This is a genomic window from Clostridium sp. DSM 17811 (assembly GCF_018861905.1).
In the GTDB taxonomy this organism is placed as follows: domain Bacteria; phylum Bacillota; class Clostridia; order Clostridiales; family Clostridiaceae; genus Clostridium_AD; species Clostridium_AD frigoriphilum.
Genome location: NZ_JAHLDU010000002.1, coordinates 338,079 through 357,560, shown reverse-complemented (window position 1 = coordinate 357,560; position 19,482 = coordinate 338,079). Strand labels below are relative to the sequence as shown.

General features: G+C 31.0%; 22 protein-coding genes, 3 pseudogenes and 1 riboswitch. Of the genes and pseudogenes, 3 read left to right on the top strand and 22 right to left on the bottom strand.

All coding sequences use genetic code 11. The annotated features are described in order from the left end of the window. Positions 1–119: 119 nt before the first annotated feature. The 12 genes and pseudogenes from KPL44_RS04425 to KPL44_RS04370 all read right to left on the bottom strand — a co-directional run bounded on the left by KPL44_RS04425 (position 120) and on the right by KPL44_RS04370 (position 7,135). The gene (locus KPL44_RS04425) at positions 120–890 is read right to left on the bottom strand and encodes a class I SAM-dependent methyltransferase (protein WP_216247707.1); all 771 of its coding nucleotides are present in this window, start codon (positions 888–890) and stop codon (positions 120–122) included. Positions 891–1,161: 271 nt separating this feature from the next. Then, positions 1,162–1,761 (bottom strand): GrpB family protein, encoded by a 600-nt coding sequence (locus KPL44_RS04420; RefSeq protein WP_216247706.1) that lies wholly within the window; start codon positions 1,759–1,761, stop codon positions 1,162–1,164. Between the two features lie 22 nt (positions 1,762–1,783). Continuing rightward, positions 1,784–2,500, bottom strand: a pseudogene (locus tag KPL44_RS04415) (phosphotransferase); the annotation flags it as partial. 21 nt (positions 2,501–2,521) lie between these two features. Continuing rightward, a complete protein-coding gene (locus tag KPL44_RS04410) occupies positions 2,522–2,740 on the bottom strand; it encodes a hypothetical protein (RefSeq protein WP_216247704.1) in 219 nt (72 codons plus the stop codon). Between the two features lie 20 nt (positions 2,741–2,760). Next, positions 2,761–3,225, bottom strand: coding sequence for a GNAT family N-acetyltransferase (locus KPL44_RS04405; protein ID WP_216247703.1), 465 nt, complete (start codon positions 3,223–3,225; stop codon positions 2,761–2,763). Positions 3,226–3,329: 104 nt separating this feature from the next. Continuing rightward, positions 3,330–3,845 (bottom strand): DNA topology modulation protein, encoded by a 516-nt coding sequence (locus tag KPL44_RS04400; protein ID WP_216247702.1) that lies wholly within the window; start codon positions 3,843–3,845, stop codon positions 3,330–3,332. 378 nt (positions 3,846–4,223) lie between these two features. Continuing rightward, the gene (locus tag KPL44_RS25995) at positions 4,224–4,379 is read right to left on the bottom strand and encodes an ArsR family transcriptional regulator (RefSeq protein WP_216247854.1); all 156 of its coding nucleotides are present in this window, start codon (positions 4,377–4,379) and stop codon (positions 4,224–4,226) included. A gap of 3 nt (positions 4,380–4,382) precedes the next feature. Beyond that, positions 4,383–4,607, bottom strand: coding sequence for a hypothetical protein (locus tag KPL44_RS04390; RefSeq protein ID WP_216247701.1), 225 nt, complete (start codon positions 4,605–4,607; stop codon positions 4,383–4,385). Between the two features lie 155 nt (positions 4,608–4,762). Continuing rightward, on the bottom strand, positions 4,763–5,473 hold the full coding sequence (locus KPL44_RS04385; RefSeq protein WP_216247700.1) for a CPBP family intramembrane glutamic endopeptidase: 711 nt from the start codon (positions 5,471–5,473) through the stop codon (positions 4,763–4,765). 183 nt (positions 5,474–5,656) lie between these two features. Then, entirely contained in the window at positions 5,657–6,337 is a 681-nt protein-coding gene (locus KPL44_RS04380) for a hypothetical protein (RefSeq protein ID WP_216247699.1), read from the bottom strand. Positions 6,338–6,663: 326 nt separating this feature from the next. Then, positions 6,664–6,891: a hypothetical protein gene (locus tag KPL44_RS04375; protein WP_216247698.1), complete on the bottom strand. Its 228-nt coding sequence runs from the start codon at positions 6,889–6,891 to the stop codon at positions 6,664–6,666. 79 nt (positions 6,892–6,970) lie between these two features. Continuing rightward, positions 6,971–7,135 (bottom strand): GNAT family N-acetyltransferase, encoded by a 165-nt coding sequence (locus tag KPL44_RS04370; protein ID WP_216247697.1) that lies wholly within the window; start codon positions 7,133–7,135, stop codon positions 6,971–6,973. Positions 7,136–7,549: 414 nt separating this feature from the next. Here KPL44_RS04370 and KPL44_RS04365 point away from each other — a divergent pair. Both KPL44_RS04365 and KPL44_RS25180 read left to right on the top strand, forming a co-directional pair. Then, positions 7,550–8,137 (top strand): annotated as a pseudogene (locus KPL44_RS04365) (cupin domain-containing protein); the annotation flags it as partial. Positions 8,138–8,200: 63 nt separating this feature from the next. Beyond that, positions 8,201–8,407 (top strand): annotated as a pseudogene (locus tag KPL44_RS25180) (cytochrome b5 domain-containing protein); the annotation flags it as partial. A 46-nt stretch (positions 8,408–8,453) separates the two neighbouring features. On the opposite strand, the gene dut reads toward KPL44_RS25180, so the two are convergent. The 3 genes from dut to KPL44_RS04350 form a co-directional block, all read right to left on the bottom strand. Next, the gene (dut, locus tag KPL44_RS04360; protein WP_216247695.1) at positions 8,454–8,912 is read right to left on the bottom strand and encodes a dUTP diphosphatase; all 459 of its coding nucleotides are present in this window, start codon (positions 8,910–8,912) and stop codon (positions 8,454–8,456) included. A gap of 182 nt (positions 8,913–9,094) precedes the next feature. Next, a complete protein-coding gene (rlmD, locus tag KPL44_RS04355) occupies positions 9,095–10,450 on the bottom strand; it encodes a 23S rRNA (uracil(1939)-C(5))-methyltransferase RlmD (RefSeq protein ID WP_216247694.1) in 1,356 nt (451 codons plus the stop codon). 17 nt (positions 10,451–10,467) lie between these two features. Next, on the bottom strand, positions 10,468–10,794 hold the full coding sequence (locus KPL44_RS04350) for an RDD family protein (protein WP_216247693.1): 327 nt from the start codon (positions 10,792–10,794) through the stop codon (positions 10,468–10,470). Between the two features lie 283 nt (positions 10,795–11,077). Here KPL44_RS04350 and KPL44_RS04345 point away from each other — a divergent pair, with 283 nt between their 5' ends. Continuing rightward, the gene (locus tag KPL44_RS04345) at positions 11,078–11,839 is read left to right on the top strand and encodes a TSUP family transporter (protein WP_216247692.1); all 762 of its coding nucleotides are present in this window, start codon (positions 11,078–11,080) and stop codon (positions 11,837–11,839) included. Between the two features lie 120 nt (positions 11,840–11,959). On the opposite strand, the gene purD is transcribed toward KPL44_RS04345, so the two are convergent. From purD to purE, 7 genes are all read right to left on the bottom strand, one after another. Beyond that, positions 11,960–13,204 carry a phosphoribosylamine--glycine ligase gene (gene purD / locus KPL44_RS04340; protein ID WP_216247691.1) on the bottom strand — a complete coding sequence of 415 codons (1,245 nt, stop codon included), beginning with the start codon at positions 13,202–13,204 and terminating at the stop codon, positions 11,960–11,962. Positions 13,205–13,275: 71 nt separating this feature from the next. Further along, a complete protein-coding gene (gene purH, locus KPL44_RS04335) occupies positions 13,276–14,778 on the bottom strand; it encodes a bifunctional phosphoribosylaminoimidazolecarboxamide formyltransferase/IMP cyclohydrolase (RefSeq protein WP_216247690.1) in 1,503 nt (500 codons plus the stop codon). Positions 14,779–14,792: 14 nt separating this feature from the next. Beyond that, a complete protein-coding gene (purN, locus tag KPL44_RS04330; RefSeq protein WP_216247689.1) occupies positions 14,793–15,401 on the bottom strand; it encodes a phosphoribosylglycinamide formyltransferase in 609 nt (202 codons plus the stop codon). Then, positions 15,389–16,387 carry a phosphoribosylformylglycinamidine cyclo-ligase gene (gene purM, locus KPL44_RS04325; protein ID WP_216247688.1) on the bottom strand — a complete coding sequence of 333 codons (999 nt, stop codon included), beginning with the start codon at positions 16,385–16,387 and terminating at the stop codon, positions 15,389–15,391. Before purM ends, purN begins: the two co-directional genes overlap by 13 nt. Before the next feature lie 9 nt (positions 16,388–16,396). Beyond that, the gene (gene purF, locus KPL44_RS04320; protein WP_253201609.1) at positions 16,397–17,830 is read right to left on the bottom strand and encodes an amidophosphoribosyltransferase; all 1,434 of its coding nucleotides are present in this window, start codon (positions 17,828–17,830) and stop codon (positions 16,397–16,399) included. Positions 17,831–17,918: 88 nt separating this feature from the next. Continuing rightward, positions 17,919–18,623, bottom strand: coding sequence for a phosphoribosylaminoimidazolesuccinocarboxamide synthase (gene purC / locus KPL44_RS04315; protein ID WP_216247687.1), 705 nt, complete (start codon positions 18,621–18,623; stop codon positions 17,919–17,921). Positions 18,624–18,670: 47 nt separating this feature from the next. Further along, entirely contained in the window at positions 18,671–19,150 is a 480-nt protein-coding gene (gene purE / locus KPL44_RS04310; RefSeq protein ID WP_216247686.1) for a 5-(carboxyamino)imidazole ribonucleotide mutase, read from the bottom strand. A 126-nt stretch (positions 19,151–19,276) separates the two neighbouring features. Then, a riboswitch (purine riboswitch) is annotated at positions 19,277–19,376 on the bottom strand. Between the last annotated feature and the right edge of the window lie 106 nt (positions 19,377–19,482).

Genomic DNA, 19,482 nt, shown 5'->3' with positions numbered 1-19,482 from the left:
ACTACTAAACCCAAATAATCCATTAAACACCGTATTATTCATACTGAATTTACGGTGTTTAATATCATACTTTAAATTTTAAATAACATTAAATTTAGCATATAAAACAACATTTAAATTCAATTTATGTGATTAAGTTTTTGAGCAACAATTACAAATCTATGTTGCTTGCTTTCAACAAAGCCCTTTTGCTCAACTATTGATTGCAATTGACATAATTGATTAAAACAACTATCAACAGAGAACTTAGGGAATTCCCATTGGATAATTCTCGCATAATAAACCAATGCTCCCACATCCAAAAATCTCTGTTTTGGAAAACATTCATCTGCTTTTAAAACAGTAAAACCTTTACTTTTTATTAAATCCAGATTACTTTTTAAAGTGTGTTCATTGGCGTTAGTTTCATTAAAATCACTTATTAAAAACCTTCTTAGTTCCTTATTGTTTAATTCACCAACTTGCTGAGTAATAAACAAACCATTCGGTTTTAACAATCGATAAACTTCGTTCATATCAAAAGACGCTTGTCTGTTTATTATGACGTCAAACATGTCATTTTTAAATGGCAAATAATTATCATTAAAAACTTGTCTAACATCAATCCCAAGTGGCGTTAGTGTCTTTTTACACACTTCAAAGTTAGGTTGATACGCCTCTGTAGCAAATGTATTGTTGTAAGGGTGCTTTAGCGTCAATAAATGTTCCCCACCCCCAGTTCCCATATCCAATAAAATTGAATTAGTACTTAAATATTTGTGAACTATCTTGTCATAATTCCAAGGCAAGGGTTCTTCTGATTTTCTTTCACTGATATATGAAAAATTCCACCCTTCAAATATCTTTTTTTCTTCCGACAACCAATATTCTTTTAACTTCATATATTCCATAACATAAACCCCTTTTCATAATTAATTTTGATGAAAAGCAGTGCAGTTATCTGACGCCAAATTTAACTATCTCGGTACAATCTGCTATCAGATTATGTTAACTGCACCAAGTATTTAATTAGCTTTATTCTTTTCATAGGAGTCACCGCCTTACATAATAGTATTAAAATTTTTAATCATCAAATGACTGTGCTTCGTTAGGCAATGCCTTAATCTTTCTTATAGCTTATCTCTTCAATCCCCTTAATAAAGAACACTACATCTACCTTTATTATAGATTATGATTATTTCTTGGGTTATATTTATCTACATATTCCTCTTTTGCCTTTTCTGTATATTTTAAAATAAAATTCGTTTTAGCATTTGTATATCCATCTCTGTCATGCTCATATTTTTCTATAAGTTCTAATTTAAGCTCACCATATTCTTTAACCACTTCATCATGTTCCATAAGGTAATCTCTAAAATACAATTCGTTCCAGTTATCATAGTAGCGGACATGCAAATGATATACTTTTTCTGCAAATCCCTCTTTTGTATATCCTTTATTAAATACCATTTTCATGCATGGCTTGTTTTCAAATGACATCAATAGCCAACCATTATGTAGTAGGACATCTCTTAATTGTTCAATATTGCTTTCATTATCTATTTCCAACAAAATATCTACTGTTGGCTTAGCAATCAACCCTTCAACCGCACTACTTCCTATATGATTAATACGCCTAATATCTTTTCTATCAATACAACTTAAAAGTTTTAGTTTTTCAGTTTCATACCACTCTTTATAATCTGTATTATATTTTTTTAATATGATTGGGAATAACTCCCACAATTCTTTCAGCGCCATTTCTGACAATTCTTTTCCCATTTATACATACCTCCATACTATATTAAAAATCCAAAATAGCCTTGATGGAAGATATGACCGCATCATTTTCTCTAAGATAACGTTCTTTATTGTCAAATCGAATTAGAGATATATAAGCATCAAAAATCCCATCTAAAATAGAGTATATCTTTGAACGTATAATTCCATCTAACGTACCCTTTGAGCTGCTATCATACCCTTTCCAAAAGGCCTGTGGCTTATATGATGAGTCTACCAAATCCCATAAAGGGTCTCCAAAAATGCACCTGCCCATATCAATAATTGCTTTAAAGGAAAATTCATTTTCATTCTTATTCACCAAAACATTTCCATACCCCAAATCCCAATGCACCATACATGGCGTAACAACCTTATCTAGTGCATCTTTGTTTTGTTTGATAATTTCATTTACAGAGTTATAAAAATGCTCATCATAAAGAGAATACTCTCTCGTCTTATTTAGTAATTCTTTAGTATATGCACATACAAAATCATACCAACTACTATATTCTCCCCAATTATCTTCACGTTTGAATCCAAATTTTTTCACTTGAATTTGGTGCATTTTCTTTACATAATATCCATATACCTCATAGCAATTTTCACCACAATCTTCATTGAAAGGTATAGAGGTAAACGGAATGTATTGAATATATTTTGTTACTAGATATTCTTGATTAATTATTTCCCCTGGAGGCGAATACTTTATAACATCCAATGTTGGAATACCATGTTCCCGAAGAAGTTTATAACAACATGCTTATCCAGATAAAGATGATTTTTCAAATCTAAGCCATGATTGAAATTCAAGTGGCTCAACCAATTTTATTACAAATCCATCATCCTCCACATCTGTCTTTACAAGATAATTACTATTTGCATAACCATCTATGAACAAAATATTGGTTATATTAACTTGATTGCCACATAGATCTTCTATTATTTTTCTTATCTGATTTTTAGGAACACGTCTATCCATCTTACCTCCCAAATATTACATTATTTAAACTTAAAAGACATTTTTCCATTAACATCTTTAAAACCATATCTCTCGTACAATTTCCTACCAGATTCGGTAGCATTCAAACTAATTTTTACATACCCCCTATTTTTTACATGTTCCATTATATCGTTCAAAAGACTCATCCCATACCCCTTATTCCTGTATTGCAAAGTTGTGTACATATCCGTGAGTAATGCCATTTTTCCATCTAAATTATAGAGTGAGGGAGTAATATTATATAGACAAATCATACTTATAGCAACAACGTTTCCGTTTATCACTGCTAAAAACGCAATGATTTTCCCGTTGGGTAATCTGTCATAATAGAATTTTTTTAATACTTCTGAGTATTGATCCCAATCATAATTTTTAATATTGTTGTTTACTTCCTTGAGTAATTTAATTCTTAATTTTACAAGACTATCTATATCATCAATTGTTGCCATTCTTATCATTACCATTTACCCCTCCCTAATTATTTTACTATTTCACATGTTAAATATTATATCGTACTATCTATATTCAGAGCTCTCATTCTCTTCAAGTTTACGGCCCTGTTTGAAATTTAGTTTAAAATCTCTATAATATACTGTTTTGATTGTCTTCTATTTTTAAATACTATTACCTGTTTATTATTTTTTTCAAGTTTATCAATATTTATTTGACCTGGTTTATTAGAGAAATTCCAAATAAACTTCATAAATTCAAAATCAAACTTTTCAGGGCAACCCTCTGGCATATCAGGTCTTATTTTACCTAAATTTGTTATAACTCGTTTAAAGTAACTCAATAAGCAAACAACTCTACTTAATTTGAAATATATTATTGTATCGGCCTTTTCAAGTCGAATATCTATAGTACCCCCATAGTTACCATCTATTATCCATTCATCTCCTGCTATTAACTTCTTTTGCTTTCTCACCCATTCAGTCCTCGGAGTTTCAATCCATCCATTATTCCAAAACTCTTTATCAAGATGAATAAGAGGGATACCCGTGATTTTTGACAACTTCATCGAGAATGTACTTTTGCCACTACCTGGTGAACCTATAACCATTATTTTTTTTGCCATGCTACTCATTTACACCACCCCCTCTATTATAAACAAATTAAATTTCTGATAAAATGATACTACTTCGTTTTTATATTCTTCATCAGCAAAAGGAACTTCTAACTTTCCTCCACTCTTTTGATATAAGCTATGCAAAATCCTATCTCTGTACGAAATCTTTTAACTATTATACCATTTATTTCAATTATTCTCTATATTTACATATAACTTATATTTAACTACATTTAACTCTGCTTTTTTCTTGATTTATAAATAATCATTAATAATATTTCTTTTCTCTCCTAATCAGCTACTTATTTTTTTGCCTTATCATCGCAAAAAAAGGCCCTACCGATAGCCTTTTAAATTTTGCTATCGGTAAAACCTTATATACATTGATCCGTAATGTTACTTATTCAAATACTGATACACGTCCATTGGTATTCTATCAATGATATAATTTATAAAATTACTGTCTCTCCTTTTACGAAGCACCCCCGCTTTATACATGATTTTAAGGTGCTTGGATACTCCAGCTTCAGTGATGCCTACTTCTTTAGCTATTGCTTAAGTGGAATTGTTTTTTTTATAAATGCAACTTAAAATCTTTAGTCTTGTTTCATCACCAAGAGCCTTCATAGTCATAAACATATCAAAGGGAACTGTAAACAGCTTATATTTATGTAAAAGAAATGCATTATCAGTAACCTCAATTCTGGCATGAATTGTTTTTACAAATTCTTTTATTCCTGTTTCATAACATACTGATGCTTCTTTTTTAAGTTTCCTCACAATAATAATTTACTATTCTTCCCTTAAGGGAATCTCCAGCCAAGGCGAACGGCAACATTTTGTTATATGCTGTTATGTCACCGCTAATTTTTAATTATAAAATTTCCCAAACCTCAATCATTTTATATTAAGGTATTAGTCAATAAATTAATACCTTAGAGCATAGCTAACATATCTTGAAGTCCATGAACAAATGAAGGTAATAAAATGTTACTATTCCGAGTGTAGATAAATATAAACCATAATGCAATGATTACCCCCCCAAGAATATTAATGTTTGAAGCATTTCCTAGTATAAAAGTTTCAAATATAGTCTTATTATTGAAAACAATATCAATTGGTAAATGCATCATTCCAAAGAATACACCACTTAAAATAGTTCCCCATATTCTGCCAAACCCAACTACGAGTCTTGGCCATAAAAAGCCCCTAAAGATTAATTCTTCATAGAAACCAATAAGAACAATGTAAAAAACTGAATCACATATAAGTTTTTTACTAAAGCCTTTATTACTTATGTAATAAATCCAAAACATAGAAATAAGAGAAATGCCAATGTATATAGCAGACTTAAATCCTTGTCTTCTTAACCCGATAGTATTTATTTTTTGTTTTCTAAATTTCAAAACAACTATTACAGATATAAATCCAGGTATATCCATTAGTAATGCAAATATTAATTTGTAAATAGAATTTGTTGTATCGTTTCTTATTATCGAAAATAATGGAGATATTTTAACTAAATATAGATTTAAAAACATAACTATGAATATAAATAAAAAAAACATTACAGCAATTATTCCATCTTTCTGCTCTATATCCGAAAAAATCTCATTAGGAAACATAGTTTTTCTCAGTACTTTCAAGGCTAATCCCCCTTCAAGAATTAATAACTATTTTTTTATACTTTTTAGGAATGGCATATAACTATAGTATTCCCGACAGTTATATCGGAAATATTTATTTTAGCAGTAGTTCACCATAACATACCAGGGTTGCGCACTTCATGAAAAATATGGACTAATTTTAAATATAAAACCTTATCGTTCTTAATACAATTTAGGCAAATATCCCATTTGAACCATTGCATTTATATATGTTACGAAACGTTGATTATGTTTTTTTATATCATGCTCACTTATATCAATAAAAATTATTACTTTATACATGAGACTACATCCAGCGCAGGTAAAATAATATTCTTTGGTAGTTTCTTCAAAGAAAAAACAAATATCATTAATTTTTGCTCTCTTAACAATTTGATCTGTATATTTCATCAATTCTGGATAAGCCTCATCATAAAAGGCTTCATTACGGTTTGTATGAGGTAAACGGTATCCATAAAGCTTAAGTCCATACTGTTGAGGAGAAGCGGAATGAGCCTCATAAAACAAATCATTTTTTACTTTATGCCATTTTACTATTTCTTCATATGTCATATCAGAAAAATCATGCGCTTTATGCTCCTTATTCACAAAATGGTCCATAATCACATTTGCCTTAAAAAGTCTCATATCATCATCATTTAAGGTTATAGACAAAGCATCGCACTGCTCTAAAAAGTACCGCTCTATTTCCTTAAATGTATGCAGATGGGTACATACAGTTACTAATTTAGCATATTCTTGCAGCAACCGCTTAAGTCTTTCGTCTTCTTGAGTATCTGACATTTTTACTACCTTGCTATAAGAACTAATAATACCACAATCTTTATCTCTGTTAAGAGACATTAATATTCCCCCATTCCCATAAAAGTTATATCAGTAATTTTTATTACTGTTTATTTTATTTTTTACTTGGTCTTGGATTATTAACTCCAGCTTGTGCAACTGCTATCCTGAAAGACCGCCCACTATATTTTACTATTATGGAACACTTCTTATAATCATCAATATTAAGATTAGTTATATATTATTATGTCAAAAATCCACTAAAATGTAAAGCAGTTCCTTTATAATATAAGGCATAACGTTTTTTTATATTTGATATTTATTGCGGATTGTATAGACTATCTTTGTTACACGATTTTTTACCATTGTGACGTACATAAAGAATATTATGGCTCAACCTTTACAGCAATATATAAAACTTCATATTTCCCTATAAATCCTTTAGCACCATAAACATCATACCATTCCCCATAACTCTTGATTAATGGATTAACAATATTATCTGTTGACTGATATTTTAGTCTTATACAGTTTGCGATAAAAGTTCCTTGCTTAGAATTCATATAATTATATATCGCTTTTTCTTTATCATTATAAAAGATATGTCTATTCAAAAATGTTAATGCCACCCTAATATTTAATCCATAATAAAAAAAAGGTAATTATTTACCCTCTTCATACTGATTAATTAATTTATAAAATGTAGACTTCCTGTAGACCGAGCCCTTCGTATTTCATCCCACATTTTTTCATAACACGACCAGAGCCTTCATTTCCTACATAATGTGTAGGTTCAGCACGATTCAACCCTAGTTTTGAAAATGAAAGTTCTAATATTAAATTCAACGACTCAGGCATGTAACTTTCTTAACAGTAAAATGCTTCATCAATACTGTTAGAGAACACTTTAATTTGCAGCAAATCTTCTCTTTTAGACATGGATATCAGCAACTGTAGTTTTATATATAAAAACAAAGCACAAGATGTATTGAATACAACTTGTGCTTTTTGTTTAGGCTTTAACTACGAAGAATAAATCTAAGTACATCATAATACAATTAAATATTAACTTCAATATATTTTGTGAAAATTATGAAAAAAAGTATTTTAAAGGTTCTTAACATTAATCCCTAAGGAATTAAACATACCAGAATGAGATAAACCCTAGAAAAACAGCTTACATTACTTAATTCATTATACTCTCTAACAAAATCACATTTTCTAAACAGATATCATATTATAATTTTGTAGTACTATGAAAGGAATATCAATATGTATAATGTTTATGAACCATATCCTTACTTTATTAACACACCAATATATAATCCATACAATGCGTATAATCTTTATAAACCATATCCATGTCCTTATTACATTACCTCAACTAATGAAATGGAGTATGATTCAAAATCTAATTTTTTGCAATCAGCGAATCTCTATGATGATGGTTCAATTCAATTAAAAGATTATGGACCAGAACCATTTGTAGTTAATATTGAGAAAGCTACTAAGCAAAACAATACTTATCGTACTGCTTTATGGACAGGAAGCTATTTACAACTTACCCTGATGAGTATCAAGGTTGGCGAAGATATAGGGTTAGAGGTTCATCCCCTTCTTGACCAATTCATACGTATTGAAGAAGGCCAAGGACTTATTAAAATGGGTGACAGTAAACATACCTTGAATTTTCAAAAAAACGTCTATGATGATTTTGCGTTCATCATACCTGCTGGTAAATGGCATAATCTAATCAATACAGGTGATATACCAATTAATTTATACTCTATTTATGCACCACCTCAGCATCCAGCTGGTACAGTTCATGAAACTAAAGCAGATGCAGCTGAAGAAAACCACGACAACTACGTTCAAAATGGACAAAGATCTCATAGGCAAAACAAAGAATTCACCCCAAGTGAACTTGCTCAGTATGACGGTACTATGGGAAAACCTGCTTATGTAGCGGTTAAAGGAATTGTATATGATGTAAGCAATAATTCAAGCTGGATTGAAGCTGCACACTATGGCTTAACTGCTGGTAAAGATTTAAGCCCTCAGTTTGAAAGCTGTCATGGAGTATTAAGCAACCTAGCTAATATTCCTAATGTTGGTGTGCTTAAAGGGTAAACAAAAAAATCTTATAACAATAAAATGAGATAACTTAAATACTAATCTATCTCATTTTATTGTCTGTATTATTTGCTAAACCAGTTGAACCAAATCCACCTTTACCTCTTTGAGTAGAATTTAATTCATCTACCTCTACAATACTAACTTTTAAAACTGGTTTTATTACCATTTGTGCAATTTTCATATTCTTTTCAACTCTAAAATCAATTTTACTATGGTTGATTAAAATTATTCCAATTTCACCTCTATAGCCCTCATCAATAGTTCCTGGTGTATTTAGTACTGTTATAGAATTCTTTAAAGCTAGTCCGCTTCTGGGCCTGATTTGAGCTTCTGTATCTTTAGGTAGCTCAATTTGAATTCCTGTATGTACAAGCACTGTTTCACCTGGCATAATAATCTTTTCTTCAACTGAAAATAAATCTAAACCTGCATCACCTTCATGAGCATATTGAGGAAGTATAGCCAATTCATTAATTTTCTTCACTTTTAAATTTAACATAAATCAATTCCCCTTTCTTGAATAATCCTCTGATTCTACATAATTAGTAGCATTATTGAATTCACTTAACTTACAATTTAGAAGTCATCCATAAATTAAAAATCCCCCCAAACACTTGTCTGAGGGGACATGAAACACACTTTAATTTACTATTAAAAACCTTTAAAACCTTTGATATAAGCCTATGCCTTAACTATATCAACAATAGTCTCAATGTGAGGCGTATGAGGGAACATATCCATCAATATTACCTTATTCACTTTATATCCATTATTGATCATTTCTTTTAAATCAACAACTAAACTTTTAGGATTACAAGAAACATAAACTATGTGCGGTGCATCAAATTTTATTACATAATCTAATGCTGTAGGGTGAACACCCGCTCTTGGAGGATCTAAGATAATGCTATCAGGCTTATCTTGTACATCTTTTATAACCTTAGCTACATCACCTGCTATAAACTCACAATTATCTAATCCATTAATTCTTGCATTTTCATTTGCAGCAGCAACTGCTTCTTCTATTAATTCAATTCCTAAAACTTTTTTAGCTTTAGCTGCAACAATTTGACCTATAGTTCCTGTTCCACAATATAAATCAAACACAACTTTTGATTCTGAATCACCTAAAAAATCTCTAACTATACTATAAAGTTTTTCTGCACCTTTTGAATTAGTTTGAAAAAAAGCAAAAGGGTTTATTTTAAATTTAAGATCTAATATGTTTTCCATAATGTACTCTCTTCCGTATAATGTTTCAGTTTTATCAGCTTGAACTATGTCTGATAATGAGTCATTATATGTATGCATTATCCCGGTAATAACTCCATCACATTTTAATTCCTTAAGCTTATTCGTAATTTCACTAAGATCTAAATCTATCTGGGATGTAGTTACTAAATTAACCAGTATTTCACCAGTATTTTTAGCCTTTCGGATAACTAAGTTTCTTAAATAACCCTTACGTTCCATTACATTATAGTGTGGCAATTTTAGTTCTATAAAATAGTTTAATACTAATTTTAAAATTTCTCTAAAATCTACATCAGCTATTTTGCAATCATCAACAGTAACTATACTAAAACTTCTTCCTTTTGTATGCATACCTAAAGTTAATTCTTCGTTTTTTCTAAAATCTCCAAAAGTGAATTCCATTTTATTTCTATACTCAAATTGCTCAGGACTCTGCTGTATACCCAAAAATTCATAATCTTTTATTTCTGCATCTTCAAATAATTTTAAAACTTGTTGTTTTTTAAATTCTAATTGCTTTTCATAGGAAAGGAATTGATGGCTACATCCTCCACAAAATTCAGTGATTTTGCAAAGAGGTTCAACTTTATAGTCTACATCTTCAAGTATTTTTACAAGTTTTGCTTCTACCCCTACTGGCTTCTTTCTTGATACTTTAGCAATTACCTTTTGACCTGGCAATGTGTTTTTAATCAGTACCTTTTCACCCTCATAGTATGCAATCCCTTGTGCTGGAAACTCTAATTTTTCTATATTAAATTCATATTCTTTTCTTTTTTGCATATTTTTTTCACAAACTCCTATCGTTTAGTAATAAATAGTCCTGATGCTTTCTTACCAAGTGTAGCAGACATTTTTCCACTTTCCATAATACTCATGTATAATACCATAATAACCATAAAAATCACAAATATCATTCCAAATTTTTGAGTTAATGCAAATCCTGATATTCTAAGCACAGCATCTGCTAAAAATACTACTACTGTTGATGCCACCCCTATAACTATTAAATCTATAAGACTAGCCATAAAAGTGTTTAAAAAAGTAGGTCTTGATGCATTATTAGAATTAGATTTAACCGATTGACCGTCTTTACTATTTACCTTGTTTCCTTCTTGTTCTAACATTTTAATTCCCCCAATTATTATATTATTATTTTTGTTAACTTTTATTTTTTTAATTCCCCATTGTAAAATGCTTATAATTTTTTACTCCACCTATATATAATACGTATTTTTGACATATAAATCAATAGTTTATTAAGCATCTTGATGTATTTGCCTATTGTTTTTGGTGTTTAATTAATTTAAACTTCATCAATATGACTCTTTAATTTATACAAATAATCATTTATAATAGAAGAAAACCTTATTATTTGTTTTAATTTATTGAAAATTAGGTAGGTGTTACATGATTACTAAAATTATTCTCTTATGTATGGCTGGCTATTTAGCTTCTTTTGTGGATTCCATTGCTGGAGGTGGTGGTTTAATAAGTGTGCCCGCCTTTATGCTTGCAGGGTTACCTCCTCACATGGTGCTTGGAACCAATAAATTCAGTGCTACTGCTGGTTCTTTTACTAGTTCGCTACAATTTATAAAATCAGGGAAGGCTAATTTCAAGTTATTAAAATATCTTATTCCCTTCACCTTTATAGGCTCAATATTAGGTGTTAAAGCAGTTCTACATATAGACCAAAAGTTTTTAAATACATTAGTATTAATTCTTATCATGTTTATTGGAATTTATACTCTCTTTTCCAAATCCTTGGGATTAGAAGATAAATTCCAAGGCCTTACTAAAAAAAATGTTATAATTGGAGTAATTCTTGCACTTTTTTTAGGTTTTTATGATGGATTTTTTGGTCCCGGAACTGGTTCATTTTTAGTATTTGGATTTATAAGTATCTTTGGTTTTAACTTTGTAACTTCTTCTGCTAATGCAAGAATTTTAAACTTTGTCAGCAATATTACAGCACTTATATTATTTGCCCTAAGCGGTAAAATAAATTACATGATAGGATTGCCAGTAGCAGTTTCTATGATTATAGGCGCTAAAATGGGAACAATCGTTGCATTAAATAAAGGCTCGAAACTTATAAAACCTATTTTTGTAACAATGTCTTTAGCTGTTGCCCTAAAAATGCTTACAGGCCTTTTTAAATATCTCTAAATATAATCAACTGCCATTTTTATTGAAATTTTCTTATTAATGAATAAAAAGTGCGAAGAATAACTAATCGCACTTTTTATTATCTAAATTATTAAGTATGAAATTCCCTACTTTTTATTTCTATTTCCCGATATCTTTTCTATAGTACATTCCATCAAACTGAACTTTTTTCATATCAGCATACGCTATTTCTCTTGCTTTTTCTAATGTTCCACCAAATCCTGTTATTCCTAGAACTCTTCCACCATTTGTCTTTAAAAGACCATCATCAAAGGTAGCACCTGCTAAATATAATTTACCTTCTAATTTTCCAGATTCACTTATTTCATATCCAGTATTGTATTTTCCAGGATAACCTTTTGATGCAGCGATTAGGCAACAAGAATATCCCTTTTTCCACAACAACTCAAAGTTTTCAAGGTCCCTATCTATCGCACTAATTACAAGATTCGTAAAATCACTCTTCATTAGTGGAAGCACCGCTTGCGTTTCAGGGTCTCCAAATCTTACATTATATTCGAGCGAATATACACCTTTTTTAGTTATCATAATACCGAAAAATATTATGCCCCTATAATCCATTTTTTCCTCTTGAATTCCTTTAAGCGTAGGCAACAATATATTTTTGTAAAATTCATCTAATACTTCTTTAGTACAGTATGGATTTGGTGCTATAGCTCCCATACCTCCTGTATTAGGTCCAATTCCTCCGTCAAATATTTGTTTATGATCTTTTGAAGATACGAATGGGAGTATAACTTTCCCATCTGTTATAGAGAGTATAGATGCCTCAACGCCTTCTAAAAATTCTTCTATTATAATTTTCTTCCCACTGCCTTTAAATATATCCACTACCATAAAGTCATTTATACTATTTTTAGCCGCGAAAAAATCATTGCAGATAACTACCCCTTTTCCTGCTGCTAGTCCATCTGCCTTAATTACTATAGGATATTCACAATTTTTAAGATAATCTATAGCTTTGTTCTCATCTTCAAATGCTTCATACGCAGCTGTTTTTATGCCATATTTTTTCATAAATTCTTTAGAATAGGATTTACTTCCCTCTAGTCTTGCCGCTTTTTCACATGGTCCTAATATTTTAAGTCCCTTTTCATTAAACTTATCTACTATTCCTTGTACAAGCCATTCCTCTGATCCAACTATTGTAATATCTATCTTGTTTTCAATAGCAAATGATAAAAGCTCATCTATTTCTGTAATATTAATATTCTCACACTTATTTTCTCTATATGTACCACCATTACCAGGCGCACAATAAACCACCTGAACATTAGAATTTTCTGCAACCTTTGATGCTAAAGCATGCTCACGTCCACCAGAACCAATAATTAATGCCTTCATTATTCCATCTCCTTTATCTATATAAATTAAAATTGATGGAATAACTAGGTTATCCCATCATGAAGTTATGATTAGTGCTTGAAATGTCTAATTCCCGTAAATACCATAGCAATTTCATTTTTATCACACATCTCTATTGATTGTACATCTTTAATTGAACCACCTGGTTGAATTATAGCCTTTATATTATATTTTGCGGCAAGTTCTACAACGTCACCGAATGGGAAGAATGCATCTGATGCCATAACCGTTGCATCTACTCCTCTTTCTAAAGCGTGCTCTGCTGCCCATATTCTATTAACTTGGCCTACTCCGATTCCTTTAGTTACACCATCTTTAACTACTACAATGGCATTAGATTTAACATATTTAACTACTTTCATAGCAAATATTAGATCTTTCACTTCTGCCTGGGTTGGGCTCTTTTTAGTAACTACTTTTATTTCCTCTGCTAATTTATCATCTGAACTTTGTACTAGTATTCCGCCATCTACAGTAACCATATTAATAGTGCCTTCTGATTTGTTTAAACACTTTACAACTCTTAAATTTTTCTTACCTTTTAATACCTCTAATGCATCCTCGTCAAAGTCTGGTGCAATAATTACCTCTAAGAATATCTTTTTAAGCTCTATTGCAGTTTCTTTATCAACTTTTCTATTAAAAGCAACAATCCCTCCAAAAATGGACATTGGATCACATTCATATGCCTTTTTGTAGGTCTCAAGTGTACTGCTACCTATCGCCACACCACATGGTGTATTATGTTTTAGAGCGCAACAAGTAATTTCATCGAAATCACATACTACCTTCCATGCAATATCCATGTCCTTTATATTATTATATGATAACTCCTTGCCATTTAACTGCTCAAAATTTTTCATTGCTCCATTTCCTGAAGTTTTCACATAATAAGCTGCACTTTGATGAGGATTTTCTCCATATCTTAGATCCATTTGTTTTTTATATGATACAGAAAGATAGTCTGGGTAAGCCTTCTCTCCTAGTAAAAAATTACTTATAGCTGCATCATAAGCTGATACTAAATTAAACACTTTACCAGCTAGGTGTTTTCTAGTATCAAAATCTACTTCTTCTTTAGCATCCATTTTTTTTATTATATTTTCATAATCAGAAACATCACTTAATACAATAACATCTTTAAAGTTTTTAGCTGCTGCTCTTAGCATTGTTGGTCCACCGATATCAATGAATTCAACTTTCTCCTCGAAACTTATGTCTTCGCAAACTTTATCAAAGAAAGGGTAAAGATTAACTACTACCATATCAATAGGTTTTATTCCTTTAGCTTTAATAGTTGCCATATGCTCTTTATTATCACGAATAGCAAGTATTCCACTATGAATAACTGGATGTAATGTTTTAACTCTTCCATCTAATATTTCTTCAAATCCTGTAACATCAGAAATCTCCACAACTTTTATACCATTTTCTTTTAAATACTTAAAAGTTCCACCTGTGGATATAATCTCTACACCATTGTTTTGAAGTGATGTTGCAAGTCCCAAAATATTTTCTTTATCAAACACACTTATAAGTGCTGTTTTAATCATTAAAATTCCACCTTTCATATAACTAGTACTTTTCTTCCTTCAATCCTTATTTTTCCCTCACTTATATATTTAATAGCTTCGGGTAATGCCTTATGTTCCTGTTCTAAAATCCTTAATTGCAGATCTTTTGCTGTATCAGTGCTAAAAACATCTACAACTTTTTGAATTATTATTGGACCAGAATCTGTACCCTCATCTACAAAGTGGACAGTACACCCAGAAACTTTAACTCCATATTCTATAGCCTTCTCATGTACTTTTAATCCATACATACCACCGCCACAAAATGATGGAATAAGAGCTGGATGTATATTTATAATTTTGCCCTTAAATGCTGAGAGAAGTTCACCTTGAAGTATAGATAAAAAACCAGCGAGTACTATTAAATCTACTTTTCCATCTAGAATTTTCAATATTTCAGATGACATACTTTTCCCATACTGTTTTCTGTCTAATATGTATGTTTTTATATTTTTAGTTTTTGCCCTATCTATACCATATGCATCTTTTTTATCACTAATTACGACCTCTATAGAACAGTTTAAGTGCCCACTTTCTATATTATCTATAATAGATTGAAGGTTGCTTCCGCCCCCTGAGACTAATACGGCTATTTTAAGCAAACTCCTGCACCTCCAGCCTCAACATGCCCAATTTTATATGCTTTGTCTCCTAAATCATTAATAGTCTTTATGATTTTTACAACATCCTTATCTTCAACGCATAATACATATCCTATTCCCATATTATATGTGTTAAACATATGCTCCTCGGTTACTCCAAGAGACATTAGATGTTTACAGATGTCTGGGGTATTAAAGCTGTTTTTATCAACGACTGCTGTGAACGCTCCATTAAACATTCTTGGTATATTTTCATAAAAACCGCCACCAGTTATATGTGCCATACCTTTTATATCAAATTTATCTAAAAGACTTAGTATAGTTTTTACATATATTTTTGTTGGAGTTAAAAGAGTCTTGCCAATCTTATCTCCATTAAAATCTTCATCCAAATTTGGTATTAACTTTCTAACTAATGAATATCCATTACTATGAAGGCCTGAAGACTCAATTCCTACAAGTGAATATCCATCGCGAATAGCAGAGCCATCAATAATTTTATGTTTATCAACTATTCCTACAGTAAATCCTGCCATATCATATTCACCATCTCTATAAAAGCCTGGCATTTCAGCAGTTTCACCGCCTATTAGTGCACAATTAGATTGAATACATCCATCTGACACACCTTTTACAAGCTCCGCCGATACTTTAGAATCTAATTTACCACAAGCAATATAATCTAAAAAGAAAAGAGGTTTTGCACCATGACAAAGGACATCATTAACACACATAGCAACACAGTCAATACCTACAGTATCATATTTTTTCATTCTAAATGCTATATCAAGTTTTGTTCCAACTCCATCAGTACCAGAAACTAAAATAGGATTTTTATAACCCTCTCCTATTTCGAACATACCAGCAAAACTTCCTAAATGATTTAAAACACCTTTTGTAAATGTTGCCGCTGCATATTTTTGTATTAATTTTACTGATTTGTATCCTTCTTCAATATTAACACCTGCATCTTTATAAGTTATCATAAATATCCCCTACTTTCCTAATTTTTCTTTCTCAGTTTCGTATGGAGCTGATACTGGATATGTACCATTAAAACACCCTAAGCAAAATTCCTTATGACCAAGTGTTTTAAGAAGTCCATCTATACTTAAATATCCAAGGCTATCTGCACCTATCTCTTGTCTTATTTCCTCAACGCTTATATTAGAACCTATTAAATCTTTTCTATATGGCGTATCTATTCCAAAATAACATGGATATTTTACTACTGGTGAACAAACCCTAAAATGAACTTCTGTTGCCCCAGCTTTTCGTAGAATGTCAACTAATCTTTTACTTGTAGTTCCACGAACTATTGAATCATCTATTAAAATAACTCTTTTACCTTCTACATTTATTTTTAATGCATTTAATTTTACAGAAACCGCTCTTTCGCGAATCTCTTGAGTTGGGCTTATAAAAGTTCTACCCACATATCTGTTTTTTACAAGACCTATTCCAAAAGGTATTCCAGACATTTTAGAATAACCTATTGCTGATGCCAGGCCTGAATCTGGAACTCCTATAACCATATCTGCATCCACTGGAGACTCTTTAAATAACTGTTCTCCAGCTGCCACTCTTGAAGTGTACACATTTATTCCATCAATTGTGCTATCTGGTCTTGCAAAATATATGTACTCAAAGGAACAAGTTGCATTTTTAGTTTTTTCTGCAAAATTAATAGACGTAAGGCCGGCTTCATCTATAATTACTATTTCACCTGGTTTTACATCTCTTAAGAACTCTGCACCAACTGCATCAAGTGCACAACTTTCTGAAGCTATAACATAACTGTTTTCTATTTTACCAATGCAAAGAGGTCTAATACCATTTTGATCGCGAACACCTATTAACTTATCTTTTGTAAGCATTACTATTCCATAAGAACCTTTAACAGCTTGTATTGCATCAACTACTGCCTTTTCCATGCCTTTTTTGGCACCTCTAGCAATTAAGTTAAGTATTACTTCTGAATCTATTGATGTTTGGAACATGTAGCCGCAATCCTCAAGTAACTCGCGAATTACCTCTGCATTTACTAAATTACCATTATGAGCTATTGCTATGTCACCTAGTTTCGATTTACTTAAAAGTGGTTGTGCATTTTTCACTTCACTAGATCCTGTAGTTGAATATCTAACATGTCCGATAGCAGCTTGACCTTTCATTTCACTAATCTTTTTCTTATCAAAAACATCGCTTACAAGTCCCATAGCCTTTTCACAAGTAAGGGAAACTCCATCAGAATATACTATTCCAGCACTTTCTTCTCCCCTATGCTGAAGAGCATAAAGTCCATAATAAGTTAACGATGCAACATCTAAGTCTTTATCCGCCGCAAGAATTCCAAAAACACCACATTCATCCTTAAACTTATCTTGATCATTAATAATGACCTCATTTGATTCTATAAATTCACTCAAAGAAATTCCTCCTTATATGTTCATTGCTATTGTTCATTGCTATTGTCCTTTGTAGGCTGCTTCCTATATCTTCATTGCAATTTGATTTTTATTTAGTAATTCTACTTAATATTTCTTCATACGCTTCTGTAACATTTCCTAAATCTCTTCTAAATCTATCTTTATCTAGTTTTTCTCCAGTTTTAACATCCCAAAATCTACAAGTATCTGGTGATATCTCATCTGCCAAAATTACTTCATCATTAAATCTACCAAATTCTAATTTAAAATCTATTAAATTAATACCTTTTTTAAGAAAAAGTTCTCTTAAAATATCATTTATTTTAAAAGCCATTATATATATTTCTCCTAATTCTTCAAAAGTAGTAAGTTCCATAGCTACTGCATGATAATCATTTATAAGAGGATCACCTAAATCATCATTTTTATAACTTAATTCAATTACTGGTATTTTAAGCTTGCTTCCCTCTACTATTCCATATCTTTTTGCCATGCTACCAGCTGCAACATTTCTTATAATTACTTCTAGAGGCACTATTTCAACTTTTTTGCATAACTGTTCTCTATCATTTATTTTCTTAATAAAATGAGTTTTTATACCTTTTTTCTCTAATAACTCATATAACATAGTAGTTATACTATTATTTAAGACTCCTTTTTTCTCAATTTGACCCTTTTTAGCACCGTTTCCAGCCGTTGCATCATCCTTGAAATATACTCTTACCTCATCTTTATTATCTGTACTAAACATTTTTTTAGCTTTTCCCTCATATAATAACACTGAATCTCCCATTTATAACACTCCTTCATATATTAATTTTTAACCTATATATTTAACCTTTAAAATTCGATTTGCTCTTCATTCTCTGCTATAAATTTTTCTTTCATTTCTTTTCTATAAGTAATTAGTTTATCTTTAAGAAGCGAATACTTAAGAGATAAAATTTGTACTGAAAGCATCCCAGCATTATAGCTGTTATTGAGACCTACCGTAGCTACAGGAATAGCTTTTGGCATTTGCACAATTGAAAGTAATGAATCTATACCTCCGAGAGCCGCTTTAATTGGCACCCCAATTACTGGCAATATAGTCTGAGAAGCAATTACTCCTGGAAGATGTGCTGCAAGACCTGCTCCTGCTATTATGCATTCTACCCCTCTATTTTCCATTTCCTTTATTACCTGAGTTAATTTTTCTGGTACTCTGTGTGCTGAGAGGATGTGTACTTCATACTCCACTCCAAATTCCTTAAGCGCCATTGCAGCATTCTTCATTATATCTTTATCCGATTTGCTTCCAAATATAATTCCTACTCTCATATATTTGCCTCCTTATTTACATAAAGTATTTATCTTTTATAATTGCAATAAAAAAAGACTACACCACAAAATAATGTTTTTATGGTGTAATCTTGAATTAAGGGCATAATACACACCCTTTATAAGTTCAATTCAAGATTCACCAATAGTGAGAAGTTAACGGCCTCTCGTAGAAACTTCTAAGCCATATTCCTAGAAATATATCGATGAACTAATTATTCGTTTTTCCCTAATTTATGTTTTAATATTAACATCTATTTCCCATTAAGTCAATTCATTAATTATGTTTTTTATATTATTGTTCGTATTTATACCAATATATAGACAAATAA

Bases quoted from the DNA above. Each gene is read 5' to 3' on its own strand.
- dut (WP_216247695.1), bottom strand. From the start codon at position 8,912: ATGTTAAATTTAAAAGTGAAGAAAATTAATGAATTGGCTATACTTCCT.
- purH (WP_216247690.1), bottom strand. From the start codon at position 14,778: ATGATTAAAACAGCACTTATAAGTGTGTTTGATAAAGAAAATATTTTG.
- purM (WP_216247688.1), bottom strand. From the start codon at position 16,387: ATGATAACTTATAAAGATGCAGGTGTTAATATTGAAGAAGGATACAAA.
- KPL44_RS04400 (WP_216247702.1), bottom strand. From the start codon at position 3,845: ATGAGTAGCATGGCAAAAAAAATAATGGTTATAGGTTCACCAGGTAGT.
- purE (WP_216247686.1), bottom strand. From the start codon at position 19,150: ATGAGAGTAGGAATTATATTTGGAAGCAAATCGGATAAAGATATAATG.
- rlmD (WP_216247694.1), bottom strand. From the start codon at position 10,450: ATGCAAAAAAGAAAAGAATATGAATTTAATATAGAAAAATTAGAGTTT.
- KPL44_RS04405 (WP_216247703.1), bottom strand. From the start codon at position 3,225: ATGGTAATGATAAGAATGGCAACAATTGATGATATAGATAGTCTTGTA.
- KPL44_RS04425 (WP_216247707.1), bottom strand. From the start codon at position 890: ATGGAATATATGAAGTTAAAAGAATATTGGTTGTCGGAAGAAAAAAAG.
- KPL44_RS04370 (WP_216247697.1), bottom strand. From the start codon at position 7,135: ATGCCTGAGTCGTTGAATTTAATATTAGAACTTTCATTTTCAAAACTA.
- purD (WP_216247691.1), bottom strand. From the start codon at position 13,204: ATGAAGGCATTAATTATTGGTTCTGGTGGACGTGAGCATGCTTTAGCA.
- KPL44_RS04420 (WP_216247706.1), bottom strand. From the start codon at position 1,761: ATGGGAAAAGAATTGTCAGAAATGGCGCTGAAAGAATTGTGGGAGTTA.
- KPL44_RS04380 (WP_216247699.1), bottom strand. From the start codon at position 6,337: ATGTCTCTTAACAGAGATAAAGATTGTGGTATTATTAGTTCTTATAGC.
- KPL44_RS04345 (WP_216247692.1), top strand. From the start codon at position 11,078: ATGATTACTAAAATTATTCTCTTATGTATGGCTGGCTATTTAGCTTCT.
- KPL44_RS04410 (WP_216247704.1), bottom strand. From the start codon at position 2,740: ATGGATAGACGTGTTCCTAAAAATCAGATAAGAAAAATAATAGAAGAT.
- purC (WP_216247687.1), bottom strand. From the start codon at position 18,623: ATGGGAGATTCAGTGTTATTATATGAGGGAAAAGCTAAAAAAATGTTT.
- KPL44_RS04350 (WP_216247693.1), bottom strand. From the start codon at position 10,794: ATGTTAGAACAAGAAGGAAACAAGGTAAATAGTAAAGACGGTCAATCG.